The 13,688-nt window shown below is 63.8% G+C and carries 11 protein-coding genes; 5 read left to right on the top strand and 6 right to left on the bottom strand.

The window, feature by feature from the left end:
- Positions 1-1,386 carry a glutamine synthetase family protein gene (locus tag NKH19_RS08810; protein WP_502910890.1) on the top strand — a complete coding sequence of 462 codons (1,386 nt, stop codon included), beginning with the start codon at positions 1-3 and terminating at the stop codon, positions 1,384-1,386.
- A 58-nt stretch (positions 1,387-1,444) separates the two neighbouring features.
- Positions 1,445-2,125: a UdgX family uracil-DNA binding protein gene (locus tag NKH19_RS08815; RefSeq protein WP_352869394.1), complete on the top strand. Its 681-nt coding sequence runs from the start codon at positions 1,445-1,447 to the stop codon at positions 2,123-2,125.
- Positions 2,126-2,127: 2 nt separating this feature from the next.
- Here NKH19_RS08815 and NKH19_RS08820 read toward each other — a convergent pair whose 3' ends face one another.
- The 4 genes from NKH19_RS08820 to NKH19_RS08835 all read right to left on the bottom strand — a co-directional run bounded on the left by NKH19_RS08820 (position 2,128) and on the right by NKH19_RS08835 (position 6,485).
- Positions 2,128-3,387, bottom strand: coding sequence for a glycerate kinase type-2 family protein (locus NKH19_RS08820; protein ID WP_352869253.1), 1,260 nt, complete (start codon positions 3,385-3,387; stop codon positions 2,128-2,130).
- Positions 3,384-3,887 (bottom strand): heme-degrading domain-containing protein, encoded by a 504-nt coding sequence (locus tag NKH19_RS08825; RefSeq protein WP_352869254.1) that lies wholly within the window; start codon positions 3,885-3,887, stop codon positions 3,384-3,386. The genes NKH19_RS08820 and NKH19_RS08825 overlap by 4 nt, the downstream gene beginning before the upstream one ends.
- A gap of 65 nt (positions 3,888-3,952) precedes the next feature.
- Entirely contained in the window at positions 3,953-5,266 is a 1,314-nt protein-coding gene (guaD, locus tag NKH19_RS08830; protein WP_352869257.1) for a guanine deaminase, read from the bottom strand.
- Between the two features lies 1 nt (position 5,267).
- On the bottom strand, positions 5,268-6,485 hold the full coding sequence (locus NKH19_RS08835) for a urate hydroxylase PuuD (RefSeq protein ID WP_352869259.1): 1,218 nt from the start codon (positions 6,483-6,485) through the stop codon (positions 5,268-5,270).
- 132 nt (positions 6,486-6,617) lie between these two features.
- On the opposite strand from NKH19_RS08835, the gene NKH19_RS08840 reads away from it, so the two are divergent.
- The 3 genes from NKH19_RS08840 to NKH19_RS08850 all read left to right on the top strand — a co-directional run bounded on the left by NKH19_RS08840 (position 6,618) and on the right by NKH19_RS08850 (position 9,920).
- Positions 6,618-7,538 carry a LysR family transcriptional regulator gene (locus NKH19_RS08840; protein WP_352869261.1) on the top strand — a complete coding sequence of 307 codons (921 nt, stop codon included), beginning with the start codon at positions 6,618-6,620 and terminating at the stop codon, positions 7,536-7,538.
- A gap of 103 nt (positions 7,539-7,641) precedes the next feature.
- Complete coding sequence (locus NKH19_RS08845; protein ID WP_352869263.1) at positions 7,642-8,658, top strand: LLM class flavin-dependent oxidoreductase; 1,017 nt, start codon at positions 7,642-7,644, stop codon at positions 8,656-8,658.
- Positions 8,655-9,920 carry an LLM class flavin-dependent oxidoreductase gene (locus NKH19_RS08850; protein ID WP_352869265.1) on the top strand — a complete coding sequence of 422 codons (1,266 nt, stop codon included), beginning with the start codon at positions 8,655-8,657 and terminating at the stop codon, positions 9,918-9,920. The genes NKH19_RS08845 and NKH19_RS08850 overlap by 4 nt, the downstream gene beginning before the upstream one ends.
- A 19-nt stretch (positions 9,921-9,939) precedes the next feature.
- On the opposite strand, the gene xdhC is transcribed toward NKH19_RS08850, so the two are convergent.
- Both xdhC and xdhB read right to left on the bottom strand, forming a co-directional pair.
- Entirely contained in the window at positions 9,940-11,073 is a 1,134-nt protein-coding gene (gene xdhC / locus NKH19_RS08855) for a xanthine dehydrogenase accessory protein XdhC (protein WP_352869396.1), read from the bottom strand.
- 72 nt (positions 11,074-11,145) lie between these two features.
- Positions 11,146-13,488: a xanthine dehydrogenase molybdopterin binding subunit gene (xdhB, locus tag NKH19_RS08860; protein ID WP_352869267.1), complete on the bottom strand. Its 2,343-nt coding sequence runs from the start codon at positions 13,486-13,488 to the stop codon at positions 11,146-11,148.
- Between the last annotated feature and the right edge of the window lie 200 nt (positions 13,489-13,688).

The following is a 13,688-nucleotide window of genomic DNA, read 5'->3' on the forward strand; positions in this document are numbered from 1 at the left end:
ATGACCTCACCTTCGGGCTCGACGCCCACCGAGGCGCAAGCCTTTCTCGACGCCCATCCCGAGATCGAAGCCTTCGATATCGTGCTGACCGATGCCAATGGCGTCGGCCGCGGCAAGATCGTGCGCCGGCATGAGCTGAAAAGCATCTTCGAGGGCGGCCGCCATATGCCGATCTCGATCCTCGGCCTCGATATCACCGGCGAGGATGTGCACGAGACCGGGCTGATCTGGACGACCGGCGACGGCGACCTCAGGGCTTGGCCGATCCCCGGCACGCTGGTGCCGCTCTACGGCACGAACCCGCCGCGCGGCCAGTTGCTGATGGCCATGTACCAGCTCGACGGCCGGCCGATGTCATCGGATCCGCGGCTGGCGCTGGCACGGCAGGTCGACATACTGGCGGCCAAGGGTCTCTATCCGGCCGGCGCCTTCGAACTCGAATTTTTTCTCCTTGCCAATGAGCGCGATGCCGACGGCAAGGTGCAGCCGGCGCGCGCCGTGCTCGACGGCCGCGTCTCGGGCAAGACCGAGGTCTATTCCGTCGATCACCTGCACGGCATGGAGCCGCTGTTTTCCGACATCTATGCCGCGGCCAAGGCACAAGGCATTCCGGCCGAGACGGTGATTTCCGAATATGCGCCCGGCCAGTACGAATTGACGCTGAACTACCGCAAGGACGTGATGAGGGCCGCCGACGACCTGGTCATGCTGAAGCGCCTGGTGCGGGCGCAGGCGCGCCGCCATGGCGTCACCGCCTGCTTCATGGCCAAGCCGATCGAGAAATATGCCGGCTCGGGCATGCATTTCCATGTCTCGCTGCAGGACAAGGCTGGCCGAAACGTCTTTGCCGAAGCCGGCGGCGAGAGTTGGTCGCTGCCGCTGCTCCAGGGGCTTGGCGGCCTGATCCAGACGATGGCGGAATCGATGCTGGTGTTTGCGCCGCACGCCAATTCCTGGCGGCGCTTCGTCTCGCAATCCTATGCGCCGGTGGCGCCGACCTGGGGCGTGAACAATCGTTCGGTGGCGCTGCGCGTGCCGGCGGGCGACGCGAAAAATCGGCGCATCGAGCATCGGCCATCCGGCGTCGATGCCAACCCCTATCTGATCGCGGCAACGGTGCTGGCCGCTATAACCAAAGGGCTCGACGACGGTCTCGACCCTGGTCCCGAAACCACCGGCAACGGCTACGAGGCGCCAGTCACGCGCACGACCATGCCTGTCGATTGGCGCGCCGCGATCGAAGCCGCGCGAGCATCCAGCTTCCTGAAGGGCGCGCTCGGCGAAGACCTGCACCGGACCTTCGTGGCGATCAAGCAGTCGGAATATCTGCGCGTGGCGCGCACGGTCAGCGAACTGGATTACCACCTCTATCTGCACGAGGTGTAAGGAAAGGAACCATCGTCGATCTCGTTCATTTCAATATCGAAATGGACGAGGCAAGATGATGGCGAGCACGGGCCTTCCGCACGAAGCGAAGATCCCAGCCCGGCGTGTTTCCATAGCGCGTGCGGAGCCGATAGCGGACGAGGCTAAAGCCAGCTCGATCACGGAACTGCAAGAGGCCGCGAATGGCTGCCGCCGCTGCCCGCTCTGGCGTCATGCGACGCAGACCGTGTTCGGCGAAGGACCGGACAATGCCAAGGTGATCTTCGTCGGCGAGCAGCCGGGTGATCAGGAGGATCTCGCCGGCAAGCCTTTCGTCGGGCCCGCGGGCAGGGTGTTCGACGCCATCCTTGATGACGCTGGGGTCGACCGTCAGAAAGTTTACGTCACCAACGCGGTCAAGCACTTCAAATTCGAACCCCGAGGCAAGCGGCGCATCCATTCCAAGCCGAATGCCGGCGAGATTCAGGCCTGCCGCTGGTGGATCGACCAGGAGTTCGAGCTGATCAAGCCGAACATCGCGGTGGCACTCGGCGCGACAGCGGCGACGTCGCTGCTGGGCAAGGCGATCCCGGTAATGAAGATGCGCGGCCAGGTGATCGAGCGCGAGGACGGTTTGCGCGTCTTTGTCACTATCCATCCCTCCCTCATCCTGCGCATTCGTGAGCCGGCGGACAAGCAAGCCGAACGCGAGCGGTTCCTGGACGATATCAGAAAGGTGAAGCGGCTGATGGCCGCCTGAAGCTACCTGATCAGGATCGCCCTGAGATCGTTGACATTCGTGCCGGTCGGGCCCGGCACAAAAAGATCGCCAATCGCATTGAAGGCCGTCCAGGCATTGTTGCCGGCCAGCATGGCCTTGGCATCGACCCCGGCTGCCCGCATGCGCGATACGGTCGAAGCGTCGGCAAAGGCGCCGGCATTGTCTTCCGAACCGTCGATGCCGTCGGTGTCGGCGGCCAGTGCGTGAATGCCTTCGACGCCGCTGATGCCGATGGCGAAGGCGAGCAGGAATTCCGAATTGCGGCCGCCCTTGCCCTTGGCACGAAGTGTCACAGTGGTTTCACCGCCCGACAGGATCAGCACCGGCTTTGGAAATGGGCGGTTGCGCGTCGTCACTTCGCGGGCGATTGCCGCGTGGACGCCGCCGATCTCGCGCGCCTCACCCTCGATCGCATCGGAAAGGATGACGGCCTCGACGCCCTGTCGTTTCGCTTCCGCGGCCGCTGCCTCGAGCGATACGCCGGCCGAGGCGATCAGATGGACCTCGTTGCGCGAAAAGCGTTCATCATCCGGGTCTGGCGCATCGGCGGCCGGCGAATTGATATGCGCCATCACCGAGGCCGGCAGCTTCATGCCATAGGTTGATATCGAGGCCAGTGCGTCTGCGCGGCTGCCGGTATCCGGCACCGTCGGGCCGGAGGCGACGAGCGCCGGATTGTCGCCGGGAATGTCGGAAACGACCAGCGACACCACCTTGGCCGGCCAGGCGGCAGCCGCCAGCCGACCGCCCTTGATGGTCGAAAGATGCTTGCGGATGGTGTTCATCGCCGCGATCGGCGCACCGGAGGCGAGCAGCGCCTCGTTGACGGCGATCTCGTCGGCCAGCGTCAGGGTGCCGGCCGGCGACGGCAGCAGCGCCGAGCCGCCGCCCGAAATCAGCGCCACGACCAGGTCGTCCGCCGTCAGTCCCTGGACCTTCGCGAGCAGGCGGCGCGAGGCTTCAAGCCCGGCTGCATCCGGCACCGGATGCGCCGCTTCGATGATCTCGATACGCTCGCAGGTCGCGCCATAACCATAGCGGGTGACGACCAGCCCTTCGATCGGGCCGTCCCACACCTTCTCGAACGCCGCCGCCATCTGCGCCGAGCCTTTTCCGGCGCCAATGACGATGGTGCGGCCCTTGGGCTTGGCCGGCAAATGATCCCGGATGGTTCGTTCCGGATCGGCGGCGGCGACGGCCGCGTTGAAGATGGCGGTGAGGAACGATTTGGGGTCGCTCATTTTTCTTCCGGGGGCAGTACCAGCCCGAGCTTGTCGATGCCCAAATGATCGCACAGTGCCTCGACGACGACGCCGTGATCCTGGCGCTCCGGCAGGCCGGAGACGGCGATCACACCAATGACCCCGGCGCCTTCAACCGTGACCGGAAAACCGCCGCCGGCGAGCACGTAGTCAGCGATGTCGAGGCCCTCACCGATCTTGAAGGTGCGGTCAGGGCGCTGCTGTTCCAGCACCATCCGATAAGTGCTTTTCAGGAACCGCTTCACGACATTGATCTTGCGTCGCGCCCAGTCGGGATTGGAAGCGTTCGAGCCCGGCATCGCGGCATAGAAAAGCGGCCGGTCGAAGGTCCTGATATCGACGATAACAGGCAGGTTCTCGGCCAGTGCCCGGTCGCGGATGGCCGAACCGAGCTTGAACGCGACGGCCTCGTCAAAGGCCGGAAAAACAAGGGTCTCTTCCTGTCTCTTGATCAAAGCGATGTCGTCAGCAACGGCCATGTCGTTCCCCTGTCAACTTCGCCGCACGCTTTGACCGATGGCTGCCGTGGGGTCAAGCAAGGATTCTAAATTGCAATATCAGTCTTGGCCGGACGGCCGGCCACATAGACCTCGCGCACGGCGCGGTCGTCGCCCAGCGTTTGTAGCAGGAACAATTCCTGCGCCAGTGTCTCGACCGTTTCCATCCTGAGCCGCATCGCAGGCGTGGCCCTGGCATCGAGCACGACGATGTCGGCGTCGGTGCCGGCATCCAGCGTGCCGATCTTTTCCGCCACCGACAGCGCCTCGGCATTGCCGCGCGTCAGCTGCCAGAAGGACTGGAACGGGTTCAGCTTCTCGCCATTCAGCGCGATCACCTTGTAGCCTTCGTCCATGGTGCGCAGCATCGAATAGTTGGTGCCGCCGCCGACATCGGTGGCGGCGGCGATGCGGACCGGCTTGTCGCGGCGGCGAAAGCGCTGATAGTCGAACAGGCCGGAGCCAAGGAACAGGTTCGAAGTCGGGCAGAACACCGCCACCGAGCCCGAGTCCGAAAGCGCATCCGCCTCGCGCTCCGACAAATGGATGCAATGGCCGAACAGGCTCTTTTTGCCCAACAGCCCATAGTGCTCGTAGACGTCGGTATAGTCCCGCGACCACGGATAGAGTTCCTGCGTGAAGGCGATCTCGCCATGATTTTCCGACAGATGCGTCTGCATGTGCAGGTCGGGATGCTCGCGGCACAGCACGCCGGCCATCTCCATCTGCTCCGGCGACGAGGTGATGGCGAAGCGCGGGGTGATGGCATAGAGCTGCCGCCCCTTGCCGTGCCACTCGGCGATCAGCGCTTTCGTGTCGTCGTAGCCGGATTGCGGGGTGTCGAGCACGCCGTCGGGCGCATTGCGGTCCATCATCACCTTGCCGGCGATGTTGAGCATGTTGCGGTCATGCGACTCCGCAAAGAAGGCTTCGGCTGACGCCTTGTGCACCGAGCAATAGGCGGCGACCGTCGTGGTGCCGTGGCGCACCATCTCGTCGAGGAACAGCCGCGCGATGCGGCGGCCGTGCTGCGCGTTGGCGAACTTGGTTTCTTCCGGGAAGGTGTAGGTGTTCAGCCAGTCGAGCAGTTCGGCGCCATAGGAAGCGATGATCTGCATCTGCGGGAAATGCGCATGCGCATCGATGAAGCCCGGCAGCAGCAGATGCGGCCGGTGGTCGATTCTTTTCGCCGCTTCACCGGCCTGTTTCTCCACGTCAGCATAGGCGCCCGCGGCGACGATCCTGCCTTCGCGGATAAGCAGGCCGCCATCCTCCTCGTAGCGCCAGGCGGCATGGTCGTCGATGGTTTGCGGCCAGCGCACAAAGGACAGCGTGCGGCCGCGCAGAAATGTCGAAATCATGCTATTTCCCTGCGCCTTCGAACCAGGCCACCAGCAGCGCCCGTTCCTTATCGGTGATCTGCGAGACGTTGGCAGGCGGCATGGCATGGCTGCGGCCGGCCTGCAGATATATCTCGCGAGCATGGTTGGCGATGCCGGCGTCGGTATCCAGCATCACGCCCTTCGGCGCATGATAGATGCCCTCGTAGACCGGCTCCGCCGCATGGCACATCGAGCAGCGGCCGAGCACGGTGTCGCGCACCGCTGGGAAATGCACCGAAGCGACATAGACCTGCGCCGACGCCGATTCCCGGGGTTCGCCGGTCAGCACCTTCGGCGCGGTCGACAGCCAGATGATGATGATGAACAGGACAAGAGCGCCCAGCCAGGTCCAATGTGGGTTGCCCTTGCGCGCGTGGACACTGTTGAAATAATGCCGGATCAGCACGCCGATGATGAACACCAGCGAGGCGATGACCCAGTTGAACTGCGTGGCGAACGCCAGGGGATAGTGGTTCGACAGCATCAGGAACAGCACCGGCAGCGTCAGATAGTTGTTGTGCAGGGAACGCTGCTTGGCGATCTTGCCGTATTTCGGATCGGGCTTGCGCCCCGCGATAAGGTCGGCGACGACGATCTTCTGGTTGGGGATGATGACCATGAAGACGTTGGCCGACATGATCGTGGCGGTGATGGCGCCCAGATGCAGGAAGGCGGCGCGGCCGGTGAACAAATGCGTCAGTCCCCAGGCGATGAACACCAGCACGCAGTAGAGCACCAGCATCAGCCCGGTGTCGCTCTTGCCGAGCGGCGAGCGGCAGAGGAGATCATAGACCACCCAGCCGACGCCGATGGTAGCCAGCGACAGCAGGATCCCGACCGGCACCGACATAGGCAGAACGTTGGGATCGATCAGGAACAGATCGGCTCCGGCATAGTAGACGACGCACAGCATGGCGAAGCCGGACAGCCAGGTGGCGTAGGATTCCCATTTGAACCAAGTCAGGTGCTCGGGCATCTCGGCCGGCGCCACCAGGTATTTCTGGATGTGGTAGAAGCCGCCGCCATGCACTTGCCATTCCTCGCCGAAGGCACCGACAGGCATGCCCGGCCTCTGGCGCAGGCCGAGATCGAGCGCGACGAAGTAGAACGACGAGCCGATCCAGGCAATGCCGGTGATGACATGCAGCCAGCGCACGGCGAAGCTCAGCCAGTCCCAGAAAATCGCGAAATCCATCATTGAAGTCGTCCCTGCCGATTGGGTGACTTTACGGGCTGGAGCGCAAACGGAAAGGGGCGAGGTGCACGATGACTTTCAAAAAAAAATGGAAAATACTAGGCTTATCGCTGCAAACCGGCGAAGGTGCTCCGTATGGCCTATCTCGACAACATCGCCGTCTTCGTCCGCGTCGTCGAGCTCGGCAATCTGTCGGCGGCCGGGCGCGACATGCGCATTTCACCGGCGGTCGCCTCCAACCGCATCAAGGAGCTGGAGAAGCACCTTGGCGTGCGGCTTTTCAACCGCACCACGCGGCAATTGATGCCGACCGAACACGGCACGGTTTTTTATTCTGGCGCCAAGCAGGTTCTGGAGGCGATCACCGAGGCCGAAGCGGCTGTCTCGGCCCTTTCCGGCCAGCCACGCGGTACCATCCGCGTCACGGCACCCTTGGGCCTCGGCCGCCGGCTGGTGGCTTCGGGCATTCCCGATTTCCACGACAAATACCCTGATATCGAGGTGCGGCTGAGGCTCTCGGACCACAATGTCGACATCATGAAGGAAGGGATCGATGTCGCCTTCCGGCTGGGCATCATCGAGGATTCCAGCCTCAGGATGCGCGGCATCATGGAATGCGAGCGCGTGCTGGTGGCAGCGCCGGAATATCTGGAAGCGCGCGGCGAACCGGTGGAGCCGCAGGAGCTGATCGGCAAGAAACACGATTGCCTGATGCTGCGCTACTCCGGCGCGCGCGAATATGTGTGGACGCTGCAGACACCCACAGGCCCGCAGAAATTCGAAGTGCACGGGCCCTACGACACCGACGATGGCGACGTGCTGACCAGTTGGGCGCTGTCGGGGCGCGGCATCATCAACAAGCCGCGCTTCGAGGTCGAGCCGTTCATCCGCGACCAGCGCCTGAAGGTGATCCTGAGCAACACGCCGCCGACGCCAGTGCAGTTCGCCGCCGTTTACCCGCACAAGAAGCTGCAGGATCCAAAAGTGCGGCTGCTGCTCGACTTCATGGCCGAACGCTGCCAGCGGCTGATCAATGATCTGCTCGCGGGTAAATAGGACTGGCCGGCAAGTGACCGGCGGTTGGCCCAGCGCAAGCGGTTGCCATCCCGGGAAGCGGCGAACATAGTTCAGGTCGATTTTCGTCTTGCAGGGACCATCGATGGACAACGGCGCCACAATGCATCTTGCCGTTTCGCTGTTTCCGGGGACCGCCGATCCATCACCCGAACCGCCATTCGGTCGCTTGGCAAAGTTTGTGCAAAAGGCCGAAGCTGCGGGGTTGGACATGGTGCTGTTCGCCGATTCCGCGCCGACTGCCGGTGGCGATGCAGCGAATAGGCCGGTGCCCTTTGAAGCGACGACGCTGCTGGCCGCACTGGCAACCGTAACGAGCAGGATCGGCCTCGTCGCCACGGCCTCCACAATTGCCCATCAGCCCTACAACCTGGCGCGCCGTTTCGCCTCGCTCGACATCATCAGCCATGGCCGCGCCGGCTGGAACGCGACCATGGCGCAGAACCCGCGCGAGGCGGCCAATTTCAGCCGGCCCGAAGGCTTTTCGTCCGACGATTTTCGCCGGCGCACGGAGGAGTATATCGGCATCGTCCAGGGCTTGTGGCGGGGCTGGGATGCGGATGCGCTGCTATTCGACAAGAGCGGTGGCCGCTTCCACGACCCCGGAAAAATGCACCTGCTCGACCACAAGGGCGAGTTCTTTTCCGTGCGCGGACCGCTGAACGTCGCGAGATCGCCGCAGGACAGGCCGGTGCTGGTGCTGTCCGGTCTGTCGGAGCCCGACCTGGATATTGCCGCCCGCGCCGCCGATGTCATTCTGCTGGACGACGGGCCGATCGATGGCGCGAAAGCGCGCTATGAGGACCTGAAGCGCCGCGTTGTCGCCTGCGGACGCGATCCTGATGCCGTGAGGCTTCTGACGAATATCTCGCTCCTCACCAATGGCACCACCAAGCCGACCATCGCCGACAGCATGGAAAAAGAATTCCGCTCGAAAAGCTGCGACGGATTCAATATCCAGATGCCGGCACAACTCTCAGCGCTCGACGATTTCGTCGATCTGGTTTTGCCGGAGCTGCGGCTGCGCGGCCTGTTTCGACAGAGCTATCGCGGCGCGACGTTGCGCTCGCATCTCGGGCTTGCCGGCGGAGAAGATCAATGACCGGCGCGCACCGTCAGATGAAGCTCGGTGCCTTCCTGTGGGCGACCGGCCACCACATCGCCGCCTGGCGCCACCCAAAGGCGCATGTCACGGCGGGCATAGACATCGACCATTACGTCCAGCTGGCGCGCACGGCGGAGGCGGCGAAATTCGACATGGTGTTCTGCGAGGACGCCGCCGGCCTGCGCGAAGCCAATGTCGGCATCGCCAGCCAGACGTCGCGCTCGATCGGCTTCGAGCCGATCAGCCTGCTTTCGGCGCTCGCCGTCCAGACCAGCCGCATCGGCCTCGTTTCCACGGCGTCGACAAGCTACAACGAGCCCTATGGGCTGGCACGGACCTTTTTGTCGCTCGATCATCTAAGCGGCGGCCGTGCCGGCTGGAACCTGGTCACCTCGGCCAGCCCCATCGAAGCCGCCAATTTCGGCTCGACTGGCCTCAAGCCCCATGCCGACCGCTACGAACGGGCGCGCGAGTTCGCCGAAGTGGTCGCCGGGCTTTGGCGCGGCAAGCTCGATGGAACTTCCCGTCATGCCGGCCAAAGCTTTTCGGTGCGGGATCCACTCGACCTGCCGCGTTCACCGCAAGGCGCGCCGGTCATGGTCCAGGCCGGCGCCTCTGAGATCGGCCGCGACCTCGCCGCCCGCACCGCCGATGTGGTGTTCACGGCGGCGCAGACTTTCGAGGAGGCCAAGGCCTTCTACGACGACCTCAAGGGGCGTCTGGCGGCCTATGAGCGTGAGCCGGACGACATCAAGATCATGCCCGGCGTCGCGCCAGTGGTGGCGGAAACCGAGGCGGAGGCCCAGGAAAAATACGAAGAATTGCAGGAGCTGATCCCCGACGATGTCGGGGTGGCGCTGCTGTCCAGCTATCTCAGCATCTCCGATCTGTGGCGCTATCCGATCGATGGACCGCTGCCGGAGCTGCCTGAGAGCGAGGGGATGAAGAGCCGGCAGGCGCTGGTGATCGAGCAGTCGCGCCGCGACGGACTTTCCATCCGGCAGCTGGCGCGGCATTTCGCTGGCGCGCGCGGCCATTGGCGCATCGTCGGAACAGCGGCCCAAATCGCCGACGAGCTGCAGGCGCGGTTCGAGGGCGGAGCGGCCGACGGCTTCAACGTCATGCCCTCGTATTTCCCCGGCGAACTCGATGCGTTTGCAACGCTCGTCGTGCCGGAATTGCAACGGCGCGGCCTGTTCCGCAGGGATTATGACGGCCGCACCCTGCGCGAGCATCTGGGCTTGAAGCGGCCTGGCTGAGATGCGTTGAGGCGCAAGCTTAGCCGACCGTCACCTTGTCATGCGGAACCTGATGGCCTACATTTGATGCTGCGGCGTGGGCGACCAGCGCCGTCATGATCTCGGCCGCCGCCAGCGCCGCGATGACTTGCGGACGCTTGTCCTTGACGGTGTCGCCGCCGATCGGCGAGACGAGGCGGGCAAATTCCGCCTCGCTGCCATCCGCCGATTTCAAGAACCAGTTCTTGAACGTCGCTTTCTTGGTCTTCGAGCCAATCATGCCGACATAGGCGGCATCGTCGCGTTTCAGCGCCTCGGCGACAATCAGGAAATCCAGCGCATGATCATGGGTGAGGATGGCGAAAGCGGTGCCGGCGGGAGCGTTTCGCACCTCAGCCTCGGGCATCGGCGTCAGCCGCATCTCCACGGTTTCCGGCATGCCTTCCAGCGCCTCGGCCCGCGTTTCGATGACGACGCCATGCACGGGAAGAAGTGAGATCGTCGACGCCAGCGCCTGGCCGACATGGCCGCCACCGAAGATATAGACATGCGGCAGATGAGCCTCCTCGGCTTCCGCGGCCGCAACCAGGTCGGCGGCGAGCGCGGCATCGACGAGCCGGATCAGCACTTCGACGCGCCCGCCGCAGCATTGGCCGATCTCGGGGCCTAGCGGGACGTCGAGGGTGGCGCGAATATCCCTCCCCCTTGAGGGGAGGGTGGCGGCGAAGCCGTCGGGTGGGGTCGCCGCGGCGCGGGGTCTCTCCCCCCTTGAGAGGGAGATGTCGGCGAAGCCGACAGAGGGGGTCGTTGCGGCAGTGCTCGACGCCCTTGTGGTGCCTTCTGAGAGTGCCCCCTCTGGCCGCTTCGCGGATTGCCCTTCGCCATGGCTCCGGGCGTTCGTCGCTGAAAAAGCCAAATCATTGGCTTTTTCTCGGCCTTCAGCCGATCGTTCCTCACCCCCCTCAAGGGGGGAGAAAAGCATCTGCCTGGCTTTGTCGATGGCCATATACTCAAGTTGCCCGCCGCCGATCGTGCCTGAAATCGCCGATTGCGAGACGAGCATGAAGGCGCCCTTCTCGCGTGGCGTCGACCCTTTCGTGCCGGCGACCTCGACCAAAGCGATGCGGCCTTGACCAGCAAGGAAGTCTTTGAGGTTTTGCACGTTCGAATTCATCATTCGCATTCCCGTGCGGGAAACATAGGGTTTTTCGGCCTGAATTGCACGCATGCCGACCGTGGCGCAGACTCAGGCCTTGGCCTCGGACTTCAGCCGCTCGATCGCCATCAGAACCCGCTCCGGTGTCGCCGGCGCATCGAGGCGCGGACAGATCCGGTTGTCGGCGACGCTCGCCACCGCGTCCGACAGGGCGTGCAGCACCGACATGCCGAGCGGGAACGGCGGCTCGCCGACCGCCTTGGAACGGTGGATCGTCGGCTCGCTGGCTTCCGGCCAGTCGGCCAAGGTGACGTTGAAGATCTTCGGCCGGTCGGAGGCGAGCGGGATCTTGTAGGTCGATGGCGCGTGGGTGCGCAGACGGCCTTTGTCGTCCCACCACAGTTCTTCCGTCGTCAGCCAGCCCATGCCCTGGATGAAGCCTCCCTCGATCTGGCCGATGTCGATGGCGCGGTTCAGAGAGCGGCCGCAATCATGCAGAATGTCGGTGCGCTCGACCATGTATTCGCCGGTCAGCGTGTCGACCGAGACCTCCGAGCACGAGGCTCCATAGGCGAAATAATAGAATGGGCGCCCCTCGCCCTTGTCACGGTTCCAGTGGATTTTCGGCGTCTTGTAGAAACCGGCCGCCGAAAGCTGGATGCGGGCCATATAAGCCTGCTTGACGAGGTCGGCGAAGGCGATTTCCTGGTTGCCGATGCGCACCCGGTTGGGCAGGAACAGCACCTGATCGCGCGGCACCTGATATTTTTCGGCGGCGAAATCGGTCAGCCGATCCTTGATCTGGCGAGCGCCGTTCCGCGCCGCCATGCCGTTGAGGTCGGAGCCGGACGACGCCGCCGTGGCCGAAGTGTTCGGTACCTTGCCGGTCGTGGTCGCGGTGATCTTCACCTGGTCGAGGTCGATCTGAAACTCTTCCGCCACCACCTGCGCCACTTTGACGTAGAGGCCCTGCCCCATCTCGGTGCCACCATGATTCAGATGCACCGAACCGTCGGTATAGACATGCACCAGCGCGCCGGCCTGATTGTAGTGCGTGGCGGTGAACGAGATGCCGAACTTGACCGGCGTCAGCGCCAGGCCCCGCTTGATGAAACGACTGTTGGCGTTGAAGGCCGATATTTCCCGCCGCCGCCGTGCGTAGCTGGCGCTTTCCTCCAGTTCGGCGACGATGCGCTGGATGATGTTGTCCTCGACCGTCTGGTGGTAGGGCGTAATGTTGCGGTCGGATGTGCCGTAGAAATTCTTCTTGCGGATTTCGAGTGGATCCTTGCCGACCGCAAAGGCGACCTCGTCGATGACGCGCTCGGCGCCGACCATGCCTTGCGGGCCGCCGAAACCACGGAAAGCGGTGTTCGACACGGTGTTGGTGTAGAGCGGTGCCGATTGCGCATGCACCGCCGGCCAGAAATAGGTGTTGTCGCAGTGGAACAGCGCGCGATCGGTCACCGGGCCGGAAAGGTCCGACGAAAAGCCACAGCGTGCCGCGAACATGAAATCGACACCGAGGATGTTGCCCTCGTTGTCGAAGCCGACCTCATAGTCGACCAGGAAATCGTGACGCTTGCCGGTGGCTATCATGTCGTCGTCGCGGTCGGGCCGGATTTTCACGGCGCGATGGTGCTTCTTCGCGGCGATCGCGGCCAATGCCGCAAACTGGTTGCCTTGCGTCTCCTTGCCGCCGAAGCCGCCGCCCATGCGGCGGATTTCCACCGTAATGGCGTTGCTCGGCACGCCCAGCGCGTGGCTGACCATGTGCTGGATTTCGCTCGGATGCTGGGTCGAGGAATAGATGGTGACGTCCTGGTCCTCGCCGGGCACGGCCATAGCGATATGGCCTTCGAGATAGAAATGCTCCTGGCCGCCGATGCGCATCTTTCCTTTCAGCCGGCGCGGCGCCTGACGGATCGCTGTGGCGGCATCGCCGCGCTTCAGGGTCAGCGGCGGCGTGACGAGCTTGTCTTTCTTCGGATCGAGCTCGCCGATGTCGGTGACGAAAGGCAATTCCTTGTATTCGACCTTGGCCAGCCTTGTCGCACGACGCGCCTGCTCGCGCGTCTCGGCAATGACGCAAAAGATCGGCTGTCCGTAGAACTGCACCTTGCCGTCGGCCAGCACCGGCTCGTCGTGGCGGCCGGTCGGCGAGATGTCGTTTTCGCCCGGCACGTCCTTGGCCGTCAGCACGTCGACAACGCCGGGCGCCGTACGCACCGCCGAGAGATCCATGCTGGTGATGGTGGCATGTGTTGCAGCCGAAAGCCCGAGGCAGCCATGCAGCGTGCCGGCCGGCTCCGGCATGTCGTCGATATAGACGGCGGTGCCGCTGACATGCTTGTGCGCGGAATCGTGGCGCTGGTCGGTGGCGACGCCACCTGAAATCTTTTCAGCCTTGAGGTTGGGAGCGTGGCTGGTCATTGAGCGCCCCCTTTCCCTTCTCGCCGTTCACGGGGAGTAGGTGGCCCGAAGGGCCGGATGAGGGGCAGCGCCGACGTTGACAGCCTTTCAGACAAAGATCGATGACGGCGCCGCCCCTCATCTGACTGCCGGCATCTTCTCCCCGTGAACGGGGACGCTACTCGCGACCGTTCGGCTGTTTGTTCACTACCATTGGTGTT

It is taken from the genome of Mesorhizobium sp. M1338, assembly GCF_040318045.1.
Classification (GTDB): Bacteria; Pseudomonadota; Alphaproteobacteria; order Rhizobiales; family Rhizobiaceae; genus Mesorhizobium.